The 16,780-nt window shown below is 67.2% G+C and carries 15 protein-coding genes; 7 read left to right on the top strand and 8 right to left on the bottom strand.

Features of this window, described 5'->3' with window-relative positions:
* Positions 1-72 precede the first annotated feature (72 nt).
* Genes AC06DU_RS04175 through AC06DU_RS04185 form a run of 3 tightly spaced genes read left to right on the top strand, consistent with a single transcriptional unit; the run spans position 73 to position 3,893 of the window.
* Positions 73-2,304, top strand: coding sequence for a TonB-dependent hemoglobin/transferrin/lactoferrin family receptor (locus tag AC06DU_RS04175; protein WP_478203646.1), 2,232 nt, complete (start codon positions 73-75; stop codon positions 2,302-2,304).
* Positions 2,305-2,309: 5 nt separating this feature from the next.
* Positions 2,310-2,942 carry a Hemin transport protein gene (locus AC06DU_RS04180; protein ID WP_478203647.1) on the top strand — a complete coding sequence of 211 codons (633 nt, stop codon included), beginning with the start codon at positions 2,310-2,312 and terminating at the stop codon, positions 2,940-2,942.
* Positions 2,943-2,969: 27 nt separating this feature from the next.
* On the top strand, positions 2,970-3,893 hold the full coding sequence (locus tag AC06DU_RS04185) for a DUF6607 family protein (RefSeq protein ID WP_478203649.1): 924 nt from the start codon (positions 2,970-2,972) through the stop codon (positions 3,891-3,893).
* A gap of 374 nt (positions 3,894-4,267) precedes the next feature.
* Here AC06DU_RS04185 and AC06DU_RS04190 read toward each other — a convergent pair whose 3' ends face one another.
* From AC06DU_RS04190 to AC06DU_RS04220, 7 genes are all read right to left on the bottom strand, one after another.
* Positions 4,268-4,621 (bottom strand): DMT family protein, encoded by a 354-nt coding sequence (locus AC06DU_RS04190; protein WP_024938302.1) that lies wholly within the window; start codon positions 4,619-4,621, stop codon positions 4,268-4,270.
* A gap of 185 nt (positions 4,622-4,806) precedes the next feature.
* Positions 4,807-5,691 carry an ABC transporter permease gene (locus tag AC06DU_RS04195; protein WP_046345740.1) on the bottom strand — a complete coding sequence of 295 codons (885 nt, stop codon included), beginning with the start codon at positions 5,689-5,691 and terminating at the stop codon, positions 4,807-4,809.
* A complete protein-coding gene (locus AC06DU_RS04200; protein WP_102252746.1) occupies positions 5,688-6,527 on the bottom strand; it encodes an ABC transporter ATP-binding protein in 840 nt (279 codons plus the stop codon). Before AC06DU_RS04200 ends, AC06DU_RS04195 begins: the two co-directional genes overlap by 4 nt.
* 3 nt (positions 6,528-6,530) lie before the next feature.
* Complete coding sequence (locus AC06DU_RS04205; protein WP_478203650.1) at positions 6,531-7,577, bottom strand: ABC transporter substrate-binding protein; 1,047 nt, start codon at positions 7,575-7,577, stop codon at positions 6,531-6,533.
* 85 nt (positions 7,578-7,662) lie between these two features.
* Positions 7,663-8,580 carry a TauD/TfdA dioxygenase family protein gene (locus tag AC06DU_RS04210; RefSeq protein WP_478203652.1) on the bottom strand — a complete coding sequence of 306 codons (918 nt, stop codon included), beginning with the start codon at positions 8,578-8,580 and terminating at the stop codon, positions 7,663-7,665.
* A 194-nt stretch (positions 8,581-8,774) separates the two neighbouring features.
* The gene (locus AC06DU_RS04215; RefSeq protein ID WP_478203654.1) at positions 8,775-11,258 is read right to left on the bottom strand and encodes an ABC transporter permease; all 2,484 of its coding nucleotides are present in this window, start codon (positions 11,256-11,258) and stop codon (positions 8,775-8,777) included.
* Complete coding sequence (locus tag AC06DU_RS04220) at positions 11,255-11,854, bottom strand: ABC transporter ATP-binding protein (protein WP_024938296.1); 600 nt, start codon at positions 11,852-11,854, stop codon at positions 11,255-11,257. Before AC06DU_RS04220 ends, AC06DU_RS04215 begins: the two co-directional genes overlap by 4 nt.
* A 109-nt stretch (positions 11,855-11,963) precedes the next feature.
* Between AC06DU_RS04220 and AC06DU_RS04225 the strand changes: the two genes are divergently transcribed.
* From AC06DU_RS04225 to AC06DU_RS04235, 3 genes are all read left to right on the top strand, one after another.
* Positions 11,964-12,632, top strand: coding sequence for an arylesterase (locus AC06DU_RS04225; protein WP_181106135.1), 669 nt, complete (start codon positions 11,964-11,966; stop codon positions 12,630-12,632).
* A 104-nt stretch (positions 12,633-12,736) separates the two neighbouring features.
* A complete protein-coding gene (locus tag AC06DU_RS04230) occupies positions 12,737-13,450 on the top strand; it encodes a response regulator transcription factor (RefSeq protein ID WP_002811889.1) in 714 nt (237 codons plus the stop codon).
* 144 nt (positions 13,451-13,594) lie between these two features.
* Positions 13,595-14,866 (top strand): sensor histidine kinase, encoded by a 1,272-nt coding sequence (locus AC06DU_RS04235; RefSeq protein WP_024938294.1) that lies wholly within the window; start codon positions 13,595-13,597, stop codon positions 14,864-14,866.
* 290 nt (positions 14,867-15,156) lie between these two features.
* Here the strand turns inward: AC06DU_RS04235 and AC06DU_RS04240 are convergent, their stop codons facing one another.
* A complete protein-coding gene (locus AC06DU_RS04240) occupies positions 15,157-15,858 on the bottom strand; it encodes an SGNH/GDSL hydrolase family protein (protein WP_478203655.1) in 702 nt (233 codons plus the stop codon).
* Positions 15,859-16,176: 318 nt separating this feature from the next.
* On the opposite strand from AC06DU_RS04240, the gene AC06DU_RS04245 reads away from it, so the two are divergent.
* Entirely contained in the window at positions 16,177-16,557 is a 381-nt protein-coding gene (locus AC06DU_RS04245) for a diacylglycerol kinase (RefSeq protein WP_046345747.1), read from the top strand.
* The last annotated feature ends 223 nt before the right edge of the window (positions 16,558-16,780 follow it).

Genomic DNA, 16,780 nt, shown 5'->3' on the forward strand with positions numbered 1-16,780 from the left:
GCTCTTTCCCGGCGGCCGGTCGCGGCCTAGTCTGCAGCACACGCTGCCGGGAACTTCCCTCAAAGGTTCCCGATGATTCGCCTGCATCCGCTGGTGGTCGCGCTGTCGCTTGCGCTGCCCGCTCTTCCGTTGAGTGCCCACGCTGCCGACCTCGCCGCCAGTGGTGATGCCGCGCATGAGGTTCACGACTTCGACCGCTTGCAGGTGACCGCCACGCGCACCCAGCGTGCCCTGGTCGATGTGCCGAGCACCGTGGATGTGATCGATCGCGAACAACTGGACAACCAACTGGTGCGCGAGCTCAAGGATCTGTTCCGCTACACGCCCGGCGTGTCGGTGACCAGCACCAGCGGCCGCTTCACCGGCGCCAACGGTATCCGCATCCGCGGGCTGGACGGCAACCGTGTGGCGATCCTGGTCGACAACGTGCCGGTGTCGGACACCTTCAGTTTCGGCAGCTACCTCAACGCCAATCGCAACTTCGTCGATCTGGAAACGCTCAAGCGCGTCGAAGTGGTGCGCGGGCCGGCCAGCTCGCTGTACGGTTCCGACGCGCTGGGCGGCGTGGTGGCCTTCGTCACCAAGGATCCATCCGATTACCTGAGTGCCGACAAGCACAGCTATGTCGGCCTGAAGTTCGGCTACGAAGGCGACTGGAACGGCCTGTTCGCCTGTGCCACCGGCGCGTTCGGCGGCGAGCGCTGGAGCGGCATGGTGGCGGTCAGTCATCGCCAGGGCCAGGAAGCACAGAACCAGGGCGACAACCGCAGCCGCGATTTCACCCGTACTGCGGCCAACCCGCAGCGCATCGATGGCCGCAGCGTGCTGGCCAAGCTGGTGTACGCGCCCAGCGCGCAGCAGCGTTTCAAGCTCACCGTGGAAGGCAACGAAGACTACGGCAGCATCGATGCATTGACCGGCATCGACCCGCGTGTGACCACGCCATCGCAGCGTATCCTGTCGCAGGACGGACGCGACCATCAGACCCGCGCGCGCGTTTCGCTGCGCCACGAGCTGGATGCGCTGGATTGGGCGCTGGCCGACGATCTGCAGTGGCAGCTGTATCGCCAGGACAGCGAGAGCCTGCAGCGTACCGACGAGCTACGCGGCAACAACACCCGCCGTCATAACGAACACAACTTCGATCAGCGCGTCCACGGCCTGCTGGTCAACGCGCACAAGACCATCGACACCGGCACGCTCAGCCACGACATCACCTATGGCCTGGACGGCACCTGGACCGACACCCGCGCCAAGCGCGATGGCTACTCGGTCAATCTGGCCAATGGCGCAATCACCAATCGCGTCGGTCAGGACGTGTTCCCGGTGCGCGATTTTCCCAAGAGCGAGACCACCAAGCTCGGGCTGTATGCGCAGGACGAGATCCGCCTGTTCGATGGCCAGCTGTCGCTGACGCCCGGGGTGCGCGTGGATTACTTCCGGCTGTCGCCGCAGGTGGACGACATCTTTCGCGAAGACAATCCCGGCGTTGCCGCCGAGACCATCGACGAGACCCAGGTGTCTCCCAAGTTCGGTGCGGTGTGGCGGTTTTCGGACGCGTGGTCGGCGTATGCCAATTACGCACACGGCTTCCGCGCGCCGCCGTACAACGACGTCAACATCGGCTTCACCAATCTGCAGGCGCGCTACACCGCCATCGCCAATCCGGATCTGAAATCGGAGACCAGCCGCGGTGGCGAACTCGGGCTGCGTTTCAATGATGCAGTCGGCTATCTCGGTGTCAGCGTGTACTACACCGACTACCGCAACTTCATCGAATCGTATGCGCCGGCCGGCTTCAATGCCGAAGGGCTGATGCTGTTCCAGTCGCGCAACGTGGACGATGTGGTGATCAAGGGTGCCGAAGCGCGCGGCGGAATCGACCTGGGCGCGCTGGCCGGCTGGCAGGGTTGGTCGCTCAACAGCGCCGTGGCGTATGCGGAAGGCGACAATCTCACCGACAACACCCCGCTCAACTCGGTCGACCCGCTGCGCGGCACGCTCGGCGTGGCCTTCGACAGCGATGCCTGGGGCGCGGAACTGATCGGCACCTTCGTCGCGCGCAAGCGTCGCCCGCAGCTGGACAGCTATTACACCCCGGCCGGCTACGCCACGCTGGACCTGTTGGGGCATTGGCAGTTCGCACCCGGTGCCAAGGTCACCGCCGGCATTTTCAATCTCGCCGACCGCCGCTATGTGGACTGGAATGCGCTGCCCAACGGTACGCTGGCCAGCAGCACGGTGCTCGATCGCTTCACCGGCGCCGGGCGCACCGCCTCGGTCAGCCTGGCGGTGAGCTGGTAGCGGCCATGTCCATCGCCCGCCCGCTGCCGTCGTTGTCGCATGCACGTGCCACCCGCGCTGCGCTGCCGCGTCCGCAGCAGTTGGCGGCGTTGGGTACGGTGCTGTGCCTGTACCGGCCCGCATTGGGCAACGAACTGGATGGCTGGCAGCACGCGGTGGATGCGGCGGCGTGCCGGCAGGTCGACAGCGATGGCGTGCGTGAGAGCATCTGGTTCTTCGATGCCGAGGGGCAGTGCTGCTGGCGCATCTGCCTGCTGCCTGACAGCGATTTCCTGATCTGGGATCGCCTGGTCTCGCGGCTGCCGCCATTGCCGATGGAAACCCATGAGCTGGGCGTCGGCGAGCGGCTGTGGCGTCGTCTGGCCGGGCGCATGCGTGGGGAGGCGTGGCGATTGAGCGCACTGCGCCTGCAGGCGGCCGCCGCCCGCGAGCAACCGTTTGTCGCCAGCCTGGCAACCGTGTCGGCGCTGGGTGCGGAGGTCGCCGCACGCCTGGCGCGCGAAGAGGGCATCGACGGCCGCGTGGAGGTGGACGATTGCTGCTGCGCGCGCGCTGCCGCCTTGCGCACGGCCTCGACCACATCCAGCAACAACAACCCATCCGACATGACCACGTCGCTGGTGCGCCTAAGCCGCTGACGTCTCCAACCACTCCCGAGAGTTCCGATGAGCCGAACGTTTCCCCGTTGTATCGCAGTGACGCTGAGCCTGTTGCCGTTGATTGCCGCCGCCGACGCCCAGCGCGATCGGCAGAGCATCCTGGCGATGCAGGGCGAATACGCGGTGGACTTTGCCTTTGACGAGACGGTGTTGCTCAAGCCCGGTTACGAGCGTGCATCGGCCATGCGCAGCGGCGCCAGCGAAGTGGTGATCGTGGTGGAAGATTCACCGCGCAAGCTGGTGTTGCAGCATCTGCTGGTCGACGAGAAGAGCAGGCACGTGACCAAGCATTGGCGGCAGGACTGGATCTACGAGGCGCCGCAGCGTTTCGAATTCAGCGCCGATCAGACCTGGACGGTGCATGCGCTGCCGCCGGCAGTCACCACCGGCGCCTGGACCCAGTGCGTCTACGAGGTCAGCGACGCGCCACGCTATTGCGGCACCGGGCGCTGGGACTATGCCGACGGCCATCCCACCTGGACCAGCGACCTGAGCTGGCGCCCGTTGCCGCGCCGCGAATACACCAAGCGCAGCGACTACAACGCGCTCGCGGTGATCAATCGCCACACGCTCACGCCCAACGGCTGGACCCACGAACAGTTCAACACCAAGGTACTGCGCAAGCCCGACGGCAGCCAGGAAGCGATCGCGCGCGAGTTCGGTTTCAACGATTACCGCAAGACCACCGAGGTCGACTTCGCCCCGGCCTATGCGTACTGGAAGGGCACCCAGGGCTACTGGGCCAAGGTGCGCACGCGCTGGGCCAGGTTGCTCGATACGCCACCCGGCCTGCATCTGAAGACCAAGCCGGACGGCATGGCGATGATCATGCCGATGTTCCAGCAGGCCGAGGCGGTGCAGAGCGGCAAGCGGGTCAAAGACGCGCAGCTGGACGCGGTGTTCGCGCAGTGGGTCGAACCGGCAAACTAGGCACCCGCATTCCGTAGGAGCGCCCCCGGGCGCGACGTGGCATTCCCGAGAAGGCCCATCGCGCCCGGGACGCTCCTGCGAGGTCGCGCCCTGGTGCGCTCCTACGAGCGAGACGGCTGGGCGCCCAGAGCGATGGGGGCCAAGGTGCGCACGCGCTGGGCCAGGTTGCTCGATACGCCGCCCCGGCCTGCATCCGAAAACCAAACAGGACGCGGTGTTCGCGCAGTGGGTCGAACCGGCGAATTAGGCGCCCGCATTCCGTAGGAGCGCACCCGGGCGCGACGTGGCATTCCCGAGAACGCCCATCGCGCCGCAGGACGCTCTTGCGAGGTCGCGCCCGGGTGCGCTCCTACCGGCGAGACGGCGCTTGGTCATTATTCCTTGAACATCAGGAATGCCGCGACCAGGATCAAGCCGAATGCGGCCCAGTGATTCCACTTCAACGATTGGCCCAGGTAGAAGGTCGAGAAGCCGGCGAACACCAGCAGCGTGATCACTTCCTGCATGCCCTTGAGCTGCGGCGCCGAGTACACCGCGCTGCCCAGGCGGTTGCCCGGTACCTGCAGGCAGTATTCGAAGAACGCGATGCCCCAGCTGACCAGGATCGCGATCATCAGCGGCGTGCTCTTGTACTTCAGATGCCCGTACCAGGCAAAGGTCATGAACACGTTGCTGGCGATCAGCAACAGCACCGGATACAGATAGGCAGTGAAGGGGGCGGTAGGCATGACGGCAGACGGCAGGTAAGGGGGCGGCAGCATAAGCCAGCCCCGTTAAGCGCACGCGACCGTGCCGATGAGCCCGGCACGCGGGCTCAGGGCGTTGGTGGCCGGCGCAACACGTTCATCTGCAGCGTGGCCAGGCAAAACGCCTGGTTATGCATCGCTGCGCCAGTGGCTCCCGCGCTCACCCCTTAGCGCTGCATGCCCCAGCGGCGCACGGTCAGCCGCTCGATGGCCTGGAACACCACGCCTTCCACCAGCAGCCCCAGCACGATCACCATCGCCAGGCCGGCGAACACGCGATCGGTATACAGCTCGTTGCGGTTCTGGAAGATGTACCAGCCCAGGCCGCCCTGGCCGGAGGTGGCGCCGAACACCAGCTCGGCGGCGATCAGGGTGCGCCAGGCGAAGGCCCAGCCGATCTTCAGCCCGGACAGGATCGCCGGTAGCGCGGCGGGAATCAGCAGCTGCGCCACGTAGCGCGGCCCACGCAATCCGTAATTGCGCCCGGCCATGCGCAGGGTTTCCGGCACGGCCTGGAAACCGGCGTAGGTGGTCAGCGCCAGCGGCCACAGCACCGAATGCACCAGCACGAACACCAGGCTGCCGGTGCCCAGGCCGAACCACAGCAAGGCCAGCGGCAGCAGCGCGATCGCCGGCAGCGGATTGAACATGGCGGTCAGCGTGCCGAGCACGTCGCGGCCCCAGCGCGTGGAAGCGGCCAGCGCGGTCAGCACGAAGGCCAGCACCACGCCGAGCGCATAGCCCTGCGCCAGTACGCGCAGCGAAGCGCCCACGCGGCGCAGCAGCTCGCCGGACAGCAGCCCGTCGTAGAACGCGCGTGCGGTCTGCAGCGCGCTGGGCAGCATCAGATCGTCGCCGACCACGCGTGCGGCGATCTCCCACACCGCGACCAGCACCACCAGCACCAGCGCCTTGCGCAGCCACGGCGGTGCCTGCCAGCGCGTCGGCGCGGCGGCTGCAACCAATGCCGGGTCCAGCGGCTGCAGGGCGACTTCGTACTCGGCCCGCACCGGTGGCAGTGGCGGCAGCGCGGTGGCGTTGCTGCGGCTCATGGCAGCGCCTCGCGTTGGCGCTCGGCCGGGCGACGCAGCGGCGCCACCTTGGCGTCTTCCAGGGCGTCGTCGGGCAGGTCGAACAGCAGCCGATGAATGCGCTGCGCGGTCTGCTGGAATGCCACGCTGCCGGCGCTGTGCGGGCCGAACGCATGCGCGTTGAGCTCGGCGCGCACCTGGCCCGGATGCGGCGACAACAGCAGCACGCGATTGCCGACCACCAACGCCTCCTCGATCGAATGGGTGACGAACAACAAGGTGAAGCGCGATTGCTCCCACAGCTCCAGCACCTGCTCCTGCATGCGCGAACGCGTCAGCGCATCGAGTGCGGCGAACGGCTCGTCCATCAGCAACACGCGCGGCCGCATCGCCAGCGCGCGTGCAATCGCCACGCGTTGCTTCATGCCGCCGGACAAGGTGTGCGGGTAGGCCTGGGCAAACGCGCTCAGCCCGACCTGCGCCAGGCTGTCGTCGGCACGTTCGCGCGCCTCGGCACGCGACAGCCTGCGGGCTGCGCGCAGGCCGAACACCACGTTCTCGCGTACGGTCTTCCAAGGCGCCAGCTGGTCGAATTCCTGGAAGACGACGACCCGGTCCGGCCCCGGCCCGGTGACCGCCTTGCCATCCAGACGGATCTGCCCCTCGCGCGGGGTGACGAAGCCGGCCACCGCCTTGAGCAGGGTGGATTTGCCGCAACCCGAAGGCCCCAGCAGCACGAAGCGATCGGCTTCATGCACATCGAAGCGCACGCGATGGGTGGCGCGCACCACGCGTTGCGCCGAGGCGTATTCCAGGCTGACGTGATCGACCTGCAGCAATGGGGTGGACGGACTCATCGCTCAACTCCCGCCCGCAATCAGCGGGTCGTCGAAGAAGTAGTCGCCCAGCTTGCCCGGGGTCTGCTTGATCGCGCCACTGTGCTGCATGAACTTGCCCAGCCCCAGCGTGTTCTGCGGCACCACGGTGAACTGCACTTTCGGGTCCTTGAGGATCTGCAGCACCAGCGCGCGATCGATGCTCGATCCATTGCGACGCAGGAAGATATCCGCCGCCTGCTCCGGATGCGCGGTGACGAAGCGTGCGGCCTGATTCAGCGCCGCGACGAAGGCGCGATAGGTCTTGGGATTGTCGCGGCGGAATTTCTCGGTGGCATACAGCACGGTGGCCGAGGAGGGGCCGCCTTCGATCTCGTAGGAACTGGTCACGATGTGCGCGGCCGGGTTGCGCGCCAGTTCCTGCTCCTGGAATGGCGGGCTGGCGAAATGCGCGGTGATCTCGGTGCGGCCACGGATGATCGCGGCGGCCGCGTCCGGGTGCGGCAAGGCCACCTGCAGCGGATCCAGCTGGTGGGTGCCCTTGTCGCCCCAGCGTTGCTGGGAGGCATGCTGCAGGAAACGCGACTGCACCGACACGCCGGTGGCCGGCACCGCGATGCGGTCCTGCGGGGTGAAATCGCCGATGCTCTTGATGCGCGGATTGTTGCTGATCAGGTAGTACGGGAAGTTGCCCAGCGACGCCACGCCGCGCACGTTCTGGCGGCCATGCGTGCGGTCCCAGATGGTGAACAACGGCCCGACACCGGCACCGGCGATATCGATCGAACCGGTCAGCAAGGCATCGTTGACGGCGGCGCCACCGGACAACTGCAGGAACTGCACGTCGATGTCCACGCCGGCGGCCTTGCCCTGCTGCTCGATCAGCTTCTGATCCTGTGCCACGTCCAGCAACAGATAGACGATGCCGAACTGTTTGGCGATGCGCAGCTTTCCTTCGGCCTGCGCATGCGCGCTGTGCAGCAACGGCAATGCGGCCAGGAGCAGCAGCGCGACATGTCGGGAAAAACGTCGGCGCTGCGGACGTGCGTGAGAGGTGACGGTCAAACGCATGCGGCGCTCCAGTCGAGGGGGGAGGAAGAGGGCGCGTTTCCCAGCGCATTACGTGTTGCGAAACGCGCGCGAGGCAGCACCTTGGCTAGAACGGCGCATCGCCTTCGATGGTGGTGCGGTTGAGCCGGCGACGCAGATGATCGGGCGTGCCGGCGGCCAGATGCATGACCGAGCGGTTGTCCCAGAACACCATGTCGTGCGGCTGCCAGCGATGCCGATACACCAGCGCATCGCCGGTGCTGTGTGCGAACAGGGCCTGCAGCAGTGCAGCACTTTCGTCGTCGGGCAAGCCGACGATGCGGGTGGTGAAATGCTCGCTGACAAACAGCGCTTTCTGGCCGGTTTCCGGATGGGTGCGCACGATTGGATGCTGCACCGGCTTTACTTCGGCAATCTGCTCCGGCGTCAGCGCCGGGCGCCACGGATTGCGCGCACGCAGTTCTTCGTACTTGGCCAGATAGCTGTGCTCGGCACGCAGGTCCTGCACCGCGTGCTTGAGCGCGTCGGGCAGGGTCTGCCAGGCCAGGTGCTGGTTGGCGAACAAGGTGTCGCCGCCTTCGCTGGGCAATTCCTGCGCATGCAACAGCGAGCCCAGGCTGGGGGTGTCCTTGTACGACAGGTCCGAGTGCCAGTAGTGGCCGGCATCACCCAGGCCGATCGGCTCGCCGTTCTCCTTGATGTTGGACACCACCAGCACTTCCGGATGTCCGCGCAACTGGAAGTTGCGCAGCACATGGATCTGCAACGGGCCGAAGCGACGGCTGAAAGCGACCTGCTGCGCCGGCGTGATGCGTTGCTCGCGGAACACCAGCACGTGGTAGTCCAGATGCGCCTGATGGATACGCGCGAAGGTGTCTGCATCCAGTGGCTGTGACAGATCCAGGCCGATCACTTCGGCGCCCAGCGGGGCGTCGAACGGCACGATCCGGACGCTGGAAGAGTGCTTTGGGGAAACCGCATCGCGCGGCGGCTGCGCACGCGCAGCGGAAGTGATGCTGGCCATGACGGTGGCACCTCGACGGCAACGGATGGCCGCCTGGGCCGGCGGCCGGACACACCACTGTAGGCAGTCCGGTCGCCGCTGCGAACGTACGATTGGCAAGGTGCTTATGCGCTGCCGGTATATGCAGCGGTGTGACGGAACGCGGACGGGCGACGCCTGCGCGCCGCCCGTCCGCGGGTTCAACCGACCCGGCCTTAGTCGGTCCGCAGTGCCAAGGCCGGCGGCGTGGACAGGATGCGGCGCGTGCCCGACCAGCCGGCCAGCAGACTCAGCGCAAGGCCAAACGCGCCGCCGAGCAGCAGGCGCGGCCAGTCCGGCGTCAACGCGATCTCGAACGCCTTTTGCCCGACCACCGCCCCGATCACCGCGGCGGCGGTCACCGCCAGCGTCGCCGCCAGCAGGCCGAGCGTGCCGAACTCCACCAGCACCGCGCCACGCAACTGGCCGCGGCGCGCGCCCAGCGTGCGCAGCACCGCGCTGTCATAGCGGCGCTCGCCGGCGGTGGCCTGCAAGGCCGCCAGCAGCACCAGCACGCCGGCCAGCAGGCTGAAACCCATCACCAGTTGCACCGCCTGCGCCACCTGGTCGATCACCTCGCGTACGCGGCCGAGGATCGCATCGATATCCAGCACCGAAATGTTGGGGTAGTCGCGGCTCAGCGACGCCAGCTTGGGCGCGTTGCCGGGCGGCAGGTGGAGGCTGGAAATCAGGTTGTACGGCGCATCGCCGACCGAGCCCTGGTTGAGCAGCAGGAAGAAGTTGACCCGGAACGAGTCCCAGTCGGCCTCGCGGATGCTGGTGACGGTGAAGCTGCGCTGCTGCTCGCCCAGCAGCAGGGTGATGCGGTCGCCCAGTTTGAGCTGATACCGCTGCGCCCAGCCTTCTTCCACCGAGGCCTCCGGCGCGGTGCTGTCGGCCGCCCAGAACTTGCCTTCCAGCAAGGTGTTTGCCGGCGGAAATGCATGCCGCCAGGAGAAATTGACCGGCCGGTTGTCGCCGTCGCCATCGTCGGCCGGATCGCGGTCGCCGCGCAGTGGCGGCTTGTCGTTGATCGCCACCAGGCGCCCGGTCGAAAACGGCTCCACGGCCGCATCCTGCACACCCAGGCCGCGCAGCGTCTGCAGCACCGGTTCGGTCTGCTCGGGCTGGATATTCATCAGGAAATAGTTGGGCGTGTCCGCCGGCAGCCGATCGCGCCATTGCCCGAGCAGGCCGGGGCCGACCACCGCCAGCAATAGCAGCGCGCACAACGACAGCGACAGCCCGACCAGCTGCACCACGCTCAGCCCGCGGCGCCGCGTCAGCGAGGCCAGGCCCAGCTTCCAGGCGCCGCGCAGGCGGTGCTGGATCGGCCGCAGCAGGGCCAGCAGACCCAGTCCCAGCGCCATCGCCACCAGCGCCAATGCGGCCAGGCCACCCAGCACCCAGCCGGCCAGCACCAGGTTGCCGGTCGCGTACACGGTCAGCGCCAACGTGGCCGCCAATGCCGCGGCGTAGACCAGCAAGGAACTCGGCGGCACCGCGGCAAAGCTGCGGTTGAGCACGCGCATCGGCGGCACGTTGCGCAGCCGCAGCAGCGGCGGCAGGCCGAAGCCCAGCAACAGCACCAGGCCGATGCCTGCACCGGCCAGGGCAGGGGTGGCCTGCGGCAGCGGCAGCCGGTTCGGGATCAGGCTGCCCAGCGCCTGCACCAGGCCTTCCTGCGCGAGCATGCCTAAGCCGATACCGACCAGGCAGGCAGGGATCGCGGTCAACAGCAATTGCAGCGACAGCATCGCCAGGATGTCGCGCTGACGTGCGCCCAGGCAGCGCAACACCGCCACGGTGTCGATACGCCGCATCGCAAAGCGGTTGGCTGCCAAGGCAGTGGCCACACCGGACAACAGCACCGCCAGCAACGCCGACAGGGCCAGGAAACGGCCCGCACGGTCGAACGCCGCACGCATGCCGCGCTGGGTGTCCTCGATGCCGACCAGGCGGTATTCGCTGGCGCGCGGTTTCAGCCAGGTACGCAAGTCGGCGATGGCAGCGGGCGCGCCGGAAAACATCAGCCGGTACGAGGCGCGGCTGCCCGGGCCGAGCAGGCCGGCACCATCAATATCGGCGCGATTGACCAGCAGCGGCGGCGACAGCTGCATCAGCTCGCCGGAGGCATCCGGTTCGGCCCGCAGCACGCCGGTGATGGTGAGATGGCCGGCGCCGAATTCCAGCTGTTCGCCCACGCGCAGGCCCAGGGCCTCCAGCAGGCGGGGATCGGCATAGGCCTGGCCCGGCGGTGGTGCGCCCGCAGGCTTGCCCTGCATGCCGGCACTGTCCGTGGACACCAGCAATTGCCCACGCAGCGGGTAGCCCGCGCCAACCCCGCGGATATTGGCCATCTGGCTGGCGTCGCCATGGAACAGCACGCTGGGGAAGCTGACCATGCGCGTGCTCTGCAAGCCACGCCGCTGCGCTTCCGCGGCGAAGTCGGCCGGAATCTCCTGGCGGCCGGTCACGCCGAGATCGCCACCGAGCACCTCGGCCGCGCTGGAGGTCAGCGCCAGGGTCACCCGATCGACCAGCGTGCCGACGGCCGTCATCACCGCCACGCCCAGCACCAGCGCGGCGAACACGGTCAGCAGGTCGCCGGCCAGGAATTCGCGGCGCACCGCGCGCGCGGCTTGGCGCAGCACGTTCATGCGGCCGAACCGGGCTGGGCGTGCAGGCGGCCGCTGTCGATGCGGTAGATGTGGTTGCAGCGCTGCGCCAGCGTCATGTCGTGGGTCACCAGCACCAGGGTGGTATCGCTGGTGGCATTGAGCGCAAACAGCAGGTCGCTGATCTGCGCGCCGGTGGCCTGGTCCAGGCTGCCGGTGGGCTCGTCGGCAAACAGGATGCGCGGTTTGGCCACGAAGGCGCGTGCCAGCGCCACACGTTGCTGCTCGCCGCCGGACAGCTGGCGCGGGTAGTGGCGCGCGCGCGCGCTCAGGCCCACCGCCTCCAGTACCTCGCGCACCCGCGCCGGGTCCTCGCGCCCGGCCAGTTCCAGCGGCAGCGCGATGTTTTCTTCGGCGGTGAGTGCCGGCAGCAGATGGAAGCTCTGGAACACGAAGCCCACCTCGCGCGCGCGCAGGGCGGCACGCGCCTCTTCGTCCAACTGGCCCAGCTGCTGGCCGGAGAGCGCGATGCTGCCGCGGCTGGGCAGGTCCAGCCCGGCCAGCAGGCCGAGCAGGGTGGTCTTGCCCGAGCCGGACGCGCCGACGATGGCGATACTGTCGCCTTCACTGACCGTCAAGCTGATGTTGTCGAGGATGTGGAGTGTTCCCTCCGGTCCGCTGACGGACTTGCCGACCTCGCGGACGTCGATGGCGGTGCGGGTGCTGGAGCGGGGGGCCAGACTGTCGATGAGGAATCTCCGAATGCGTGAAAGAACACTGCGATATGGCGCGCTGGTCCTGTGGCTGCTGACACTGTCCCTGCTTGCGCCGGGAATTGCCTCTGCCAAAAGTCCGGTGGCGACCGCACCGATCCTGGTGGTCGGCGACAGCCTGAGCGCTGCGCACAACATCCCGGTGCAGTCCGGCTGGGTCACCCTGCTGGACCAACGCCTCAAGCGTGACATGGCGACGCCACCGGCGGTCGTCAATGCCAGCATCAGCGGCGAAACCACCTCCGGTGCGCTGACGCGGCTGCCCGGCCTGCTGCAGAAGCACCGCCCCGGCGTGGTGGTGATCGAACTCGGAGGCAACGATGCGCTGCGCGGCCTGACCCCGGCCCAGCTCAAGGGCAACCTGGAAAAGATGATCCAGCTCAGCCAGCAGGCCGGCGCGAAGGTGTTGCTGCTGGGCATCGATGTGCCGCCCAACTACGGCCCCGCCTACCGCGAGCGCCTGAAGGCGAGCTACGCCGACCTGTCCAGGCAGTACAAGACCGCCTTGGTGCCGTTTTTCCTGGAAAAGGTCGCGCTGCAGCCAGGCCTGATGCAGGCGGACGGCCTGCATCCCACTGCCGCTGCCCAGCCCAGGGTGCTAGAAACGGTGTGGCCGGCGCTGCGTCCGTTGCTCGGGCGCTGACAACCGGCGGCCACCGCGCGCCGCCACAGAACGTTAGTTGGTCTTCACGCCCTTTCCACTGCTGATCCGGCATGTTTCACAAAGCTGAAGACCGAGGAAAGTCCATGCGTCAGACCAAGGAAACGTCCGGCCTCGTGCTGGTCGTCGAAGACAACCGCAATATCTCTGAAATGATCGGCGAGTACCTGGAAGGCCGTGGCTTCGAGGTCGACTATGCGCAGGACGGACTCGACGGCTACCGTCTGGCCGCCGAGAACAGCTACGACGTGGTCGTGCTGGATCTCATGCTGCCACGTCTGGACGGCATCGAAGTGTGTCGCCGCCTGCGTAACGACGCACGCAAGTCCACCCCGGTACTGATGCTGACCGCCCGCGACACGCTGGACGACAAGCTCACCGGCCTGGGTTTCGGTGCCGACGACTACCTGACCAAGCCGTTTGCTATCCAGGAACTGGAAGCGCGCCTGCGTGCCCTGATCCGCCGCGAGCGCCGCCAGGTCGGCTCGGAAGTGCTCAAGGTCGCCGACCTGGTGCTCGATCCGGTCAGCATGCGCGCCACCCGCGCCGGCACCGAGCTGCAGCTCTCGCCGATCGGCCTGCGCCTGCTCACCATCCTGATGCGCGAGTCGCCGCGGGTGGTCACCCGCCAGGAAATCGAGCGCGAGATCTGGGGCAACGGGTTGCCGGATTCGGACACCCTGCGCAGCCATCTGTACAACCTGCGCAAGATCATCGACAAGCCGTTCGACCGTCCGTTGCTGCACACCGTGCAGAGCGCCGGCTATCGCATCGCCGACATCGCCCAGCCGATGGCCTGATGTTACCGGCCGGCCGCCGTTCTGGCGGCCGGTCACCTCCTTTAGGCGCCCACGCGCCTGTCGCTTCCGCGTGATGCCGTCTGGCTGCACGACGGGCTTACGGAAGCGTTGCCTATAATCCGGCGCTCTCCCCTGGATGCAGCAATGCCGCACGGGCTTCCACGAAAAATACGTCTCGCCTTCCTGCTGCAGGTCGCCCTGGCGAGCCTGGCGATCGTGCTGGGCGGCTATCTGCTGTCCTTCGTGATCAAGTACAGCCTGGTGCGCACCGTGCTTGCCGACGAGGCAGTGCATTTCTGGCGCCTGCACAAGAGCGCGCCGAGCAATCCGCCGCCGAATACACGCAACATCCAGGGTTATTTTTCCCCTTCCGGCCAGGGCCGCGATCCCGCGCCCGCGGCGTTGCGGCAGTTGTCGCCGGGCTTCAGTGAAGTGGCCGCCGCCGACGCCCTGGTGTATGTCGACCAACGTCCGGAAGGGCGCTTGTACCTGGTGTTCCCACGCTCGCGCGCGGCGCACCTGACACTCTGGTTCGGGGTGGTGCCGGCGATGCTGGTGCTGCTGGCGATCTATGGCGTGTTCTGGGTGACCTACCGGATTTCCAAGCGGCTGGTCTCGCCGATCAGCTGGCTGGCGCGGCGCGTGTCGCAGTGGGATCCGCGCAATCCCGATGTCGACGAACTGGCGCCGGAGCGGTTGCCTGCCGATCTGCAGGGTGAGACGCGGCAATTGGCCGCCGCGCTGCATGCGCTGGGGCAGAGGGTCAGCGACCATGTCGCACGCGAGCGCAATTTCACCCGCGATGCCAGCCATGAGCTGCGCACACCGTTGACGGTGATCCGGGTGGCCAGCGACATGGCGCTGGCCGACGACGAACTGTCGCAGCGCACCCAGCGCAGCCTGCGCCGGATCCAGCGTGCCGGCCGCGACATGGAAGCGGTGATCGACGCCTTCCTGATCCTGGCGCGCGAGGCCGAGATCGACCCGCAAAGCGAAACCTTCGATGCCGCCGAACTGGCCAGCGAGGAAGTCGACAGCGCCCGCGAACTGCTGGGCGACAAGCCGGTGTCCCTGACGATGGTTGGCGACCGCAGCCTGCAGATGTTCGCCCCGCCGCGGGTGATGCGCGTGGTGCTCAGCAACCTGCTGCGCAATGCCTGCGCCTACACCGACACCGGCAGCATCGAGGTGGAAGTCACCCAGGACCGCATCATCGTGCGCGATACCGGCATCGGCATGAGCGAGGAAGCGCGCGCGCGCGCATTCGAGCCGTTCTTCCGCGCCGATCCCACCCGCCCGCAGGGCACCGGTCTGGGCCTGTCGATCGTGCGCCGGCTGTGCGATCGCTTCGGTTGGCGGATCGAGCTGCATAGCGAGTCCGGTGTCGGCACCTCGGTTGCGGTGGTGGTGGCCTGAGTTAACGATAGTCTTGGCTCGCGCGGTCTGTCGCCATCCGTTGCCGCGGGGGAGCGCCCGCAGCACTGATCGATAAGGTTTGGCTGGTTTGGGACCGTCTGCTAATGAGGCAGACGCGCTGCATGCGCCTGGGGCGCCGTTTGCGATTGACGACGCAGCTATTTCCACCGCGTAGCATGAGGCTGTCCGCCTCGCTGATCCACCGCAGACGCCAGCTGCATCTGCGGGATCGCTTGCCGCAATTGATCGACCGATCTGGCAAGCGCCTCGCCAGATCGACCTGCAGGGCGCTACTTCTGCTCCAACACCGGGGCCATCGCCTTGCGCCAGATGGCGTAGCCATCGGCGGTCATATGCAGCATGTCCTGGCGAAACAGCTCGGCGCGCGGTTTGCCGTCGGCGTCGAGCATCGGCGTGTAGACGTCCACGTAGTCCACGTGCGGCAGCGGCGCGAGTGCGTCCTTGATCAGGCGGTTGGCAGTGACGATCGAAGGCAGCAGATGCGCGCGCGACGGGCTGGGTTTGATCGACAGATAGCTGATGCGCGCGGTGGGCAGATCACGGCGGATGCGCTGCACGAATGCCAGCACGTCGTCGCGCACCTGCTGCGGCGTGCGGCCGCTGTTGAGATCGTTGTCGCCGGCATACAGCACCACCTGGCGTGGCGCATACGGGATCACGATGCGGTCGGCGTACCAGGTGCTGTCGCGCACCTCCGAACCGCCGAAGCCGCGATTGATCACCGGCATGCCGGGGAAATCCTGGGCCAGCGTGTCCCAGAAACGGATCGACGAACTGCCGACGAAGACGATGCCGTGCTTGGGCGGCGGTTGTTGCGCATCACTGTCGGAAAAGCGCCGCATGTCGTCTTCCCAGGCGGCGTTGGACACCTGCGCCGGTATCTGTGGCGCGGTGTGCGGGGCGGCGGCGTGGACGTGGCCGGACAACAAGGCAAGCGCGCACAGCAGCGTGCGCAAGGGATGTTTGGTCATGCGAAAGAACCTGCGACAGTGAAGCGGACCACCATGGTGCGACAGGCTGGAAGCCGAGGGCAAACCGGCGGGCGTCCAGCGCCTGCCACGGGTTGCTCGCAGAGCCTGCCGCCGGGCCTGCACCGGCAATGTGGAAAAGACTGCGCCATGCGGCAGCATCTGACGGCCTTGCAGGCCCAACGCCAGCTGTTGCGGCACCTGGTCACGCCCTGGCGGCGCGCTGCACGACGGTGCAAGATTCGCACTTTCCCCAGCAGTGACCACGCCATGCGTTCGAGCCGTCCCCAGATATGCCCTTGCGGCCGGAAGCACTGACGCATGGCCGATCAACTGGGACACGTGCCACGCGGTCCGCGCCGCATGCTCAAGGCAGCGGTCTGGTCATGGCAGGGCCTGCGCGCGGCATGGCTGCACGAATCCTCGTTTCGGCTGGAGGTATGCCTGGCGGTAGTGCTGCTGCCGCTGGGGCTGTGGCTTGGCCAGTCCGGCCTGGAACGCATTGCGCTGATCGCGCCGTTGCTGATCGTGCTGGCCGCCGAACTGCTGAACTCGGCCATCGAGGCGGTGATCGAACGTTACGGCCCCGAGCACCACGTGCTGGCCGGCCGCGCCAAGGACATGGGCTCGGCTGCGGTGTTCCTGCTGCTGATCAATGTGCTGCTGTGCTGGGGACTGATCCTGCTGCCGCGCTTGCTCTGAAGAGTGTGGGCTGCGCGACGCGCAGCTGCCAATCGGCTTCTGTAGGCGACTGGATTGGCAGGTGCATGGAGACCTTCGTTGCGATGGGACGCACCGGATCGCGCCAGCTGACGTATCAACCTGTCACGCGGCATGCAGCGACTGCTTCTGCCGATGGCCGGGCGTCATCTTGCCTGGCCGAATCGCCTGCCAGGCGCACGCGTGCATGCCGGCTTGACTCGCC

The organism is Xanthomonas sp. NCPPB 3200 (assembly GCF_056393585.1).

What these genes read in the sequence shown, in the direction of transcription:
- AC06DU_RS04245 (WP_046345747.1), top strand. Translation starts at nt 16,177, where the DNA reads ATGGCCGATCAACTGGGACACGTGCCACGCGGTCCGCGCCGCATGCTC.
- AC06DU_RS04195 (WP_046345740.1), bottom strand. Translation starts at nt 5,691, where the DNA reads ATGAGCCGCAGCAACGCCACCGCGCTGCCGCCACTGCCACCGGTGCGG.
- AC06DU_RS04190 (WP_024938302.1), bottom strand. Translation starts at nt 4,621, where the DNA reads ATGCCTACCGCCCCCTTCACTGCCTATCTGTATCCGGTGCTGTTGCTG.
- AC06DU_RS04235 (WP_024938294.1), top strand. Translation starts at nt 13,595, where the DNA reads ATGCCGCACGGGCTTCCACGAAAAATACGTCTCGCCTTCCTGCTGCAG.
- AC06DU_RS04185 (WP_478203649.1), top strand. Translation starts at nt 2,970, where the DNA reads ATGAGCCGAACGTTTCCCCGTTGTATCGCAGTGACGCTGAGCCTGTTG.
- AC06DU_RS04205 (WP_478203650.1), bottom strand. Translation starts at nt 7,577, where the DNA reads ATGCGTTTGACCGTCACCTCTCACGCACGTCCGCAGCGCCGACGTTTT.
- AC06DU_RS04175 (WP_478203646.1), top strand. Translation starts at nt 73, where the DNA reads ATGATTCGCCTGCATCCGCTGGTGGTCGCGCTGTCGCTTGCGCTGCCC.
- AC06DU_RS04230 (WP_002811889.1), top strand. Translation starts at nt 12,737, where the DNA reads ATGCGTCAGACCAAGGAAACGTCCGGCCTCGTGCTGGTCGTCGAAGAC.
- AC06DU_RS04180 (WP_478203647.1), top strand. Translation starts at nt 2,310, where the DNA reads ATGTCCATCGCCCGCCCGCTGCCGTCGTTGTCGCATGCACGTGCCACC.
- AC06DU_RS04215 (WP_478203654.1), bottom strand. Translation starts at nt 11,258, where the DNA reads ATGAACGTGCTGCGCCAAGCCGCGCGCGCGGTGCGCCGCGAATTCCTG.
- AC06DU_RS04210 (WP_478203652.1), bottom strand. Translation starts at nt 8,580, where the DNA reads ATGGCCAGCATCACTTCCGCTGCGCGTGCGCAGCCGCCGCGCGATGCG.
- AC06DU_RS04225 (WP_181106135.1), top strand. Translation starts at nt 11,964, where the DNA reads ATGAGGAATCTCCGAATGCGTGAAAGAACACTGCGATATGGCGCGCTG.
- AC06DU_RS04240 (WP_478203655.1), bottom strand. Translation starts at nt 15,858, where the DNA reads ATGACCAAACATCCCTTGCGCACGCTGCTGTGCGCGCTTGCCTTGTTG.
- AC06DU_RS04200 (WP_102252746.1), bottom strand. Translation starts at nt 6,527, where the DNA reads ATGAGTCCGTCCACCCCATTGCTGCAGGTCGATCACGTCAGCCTGGAA.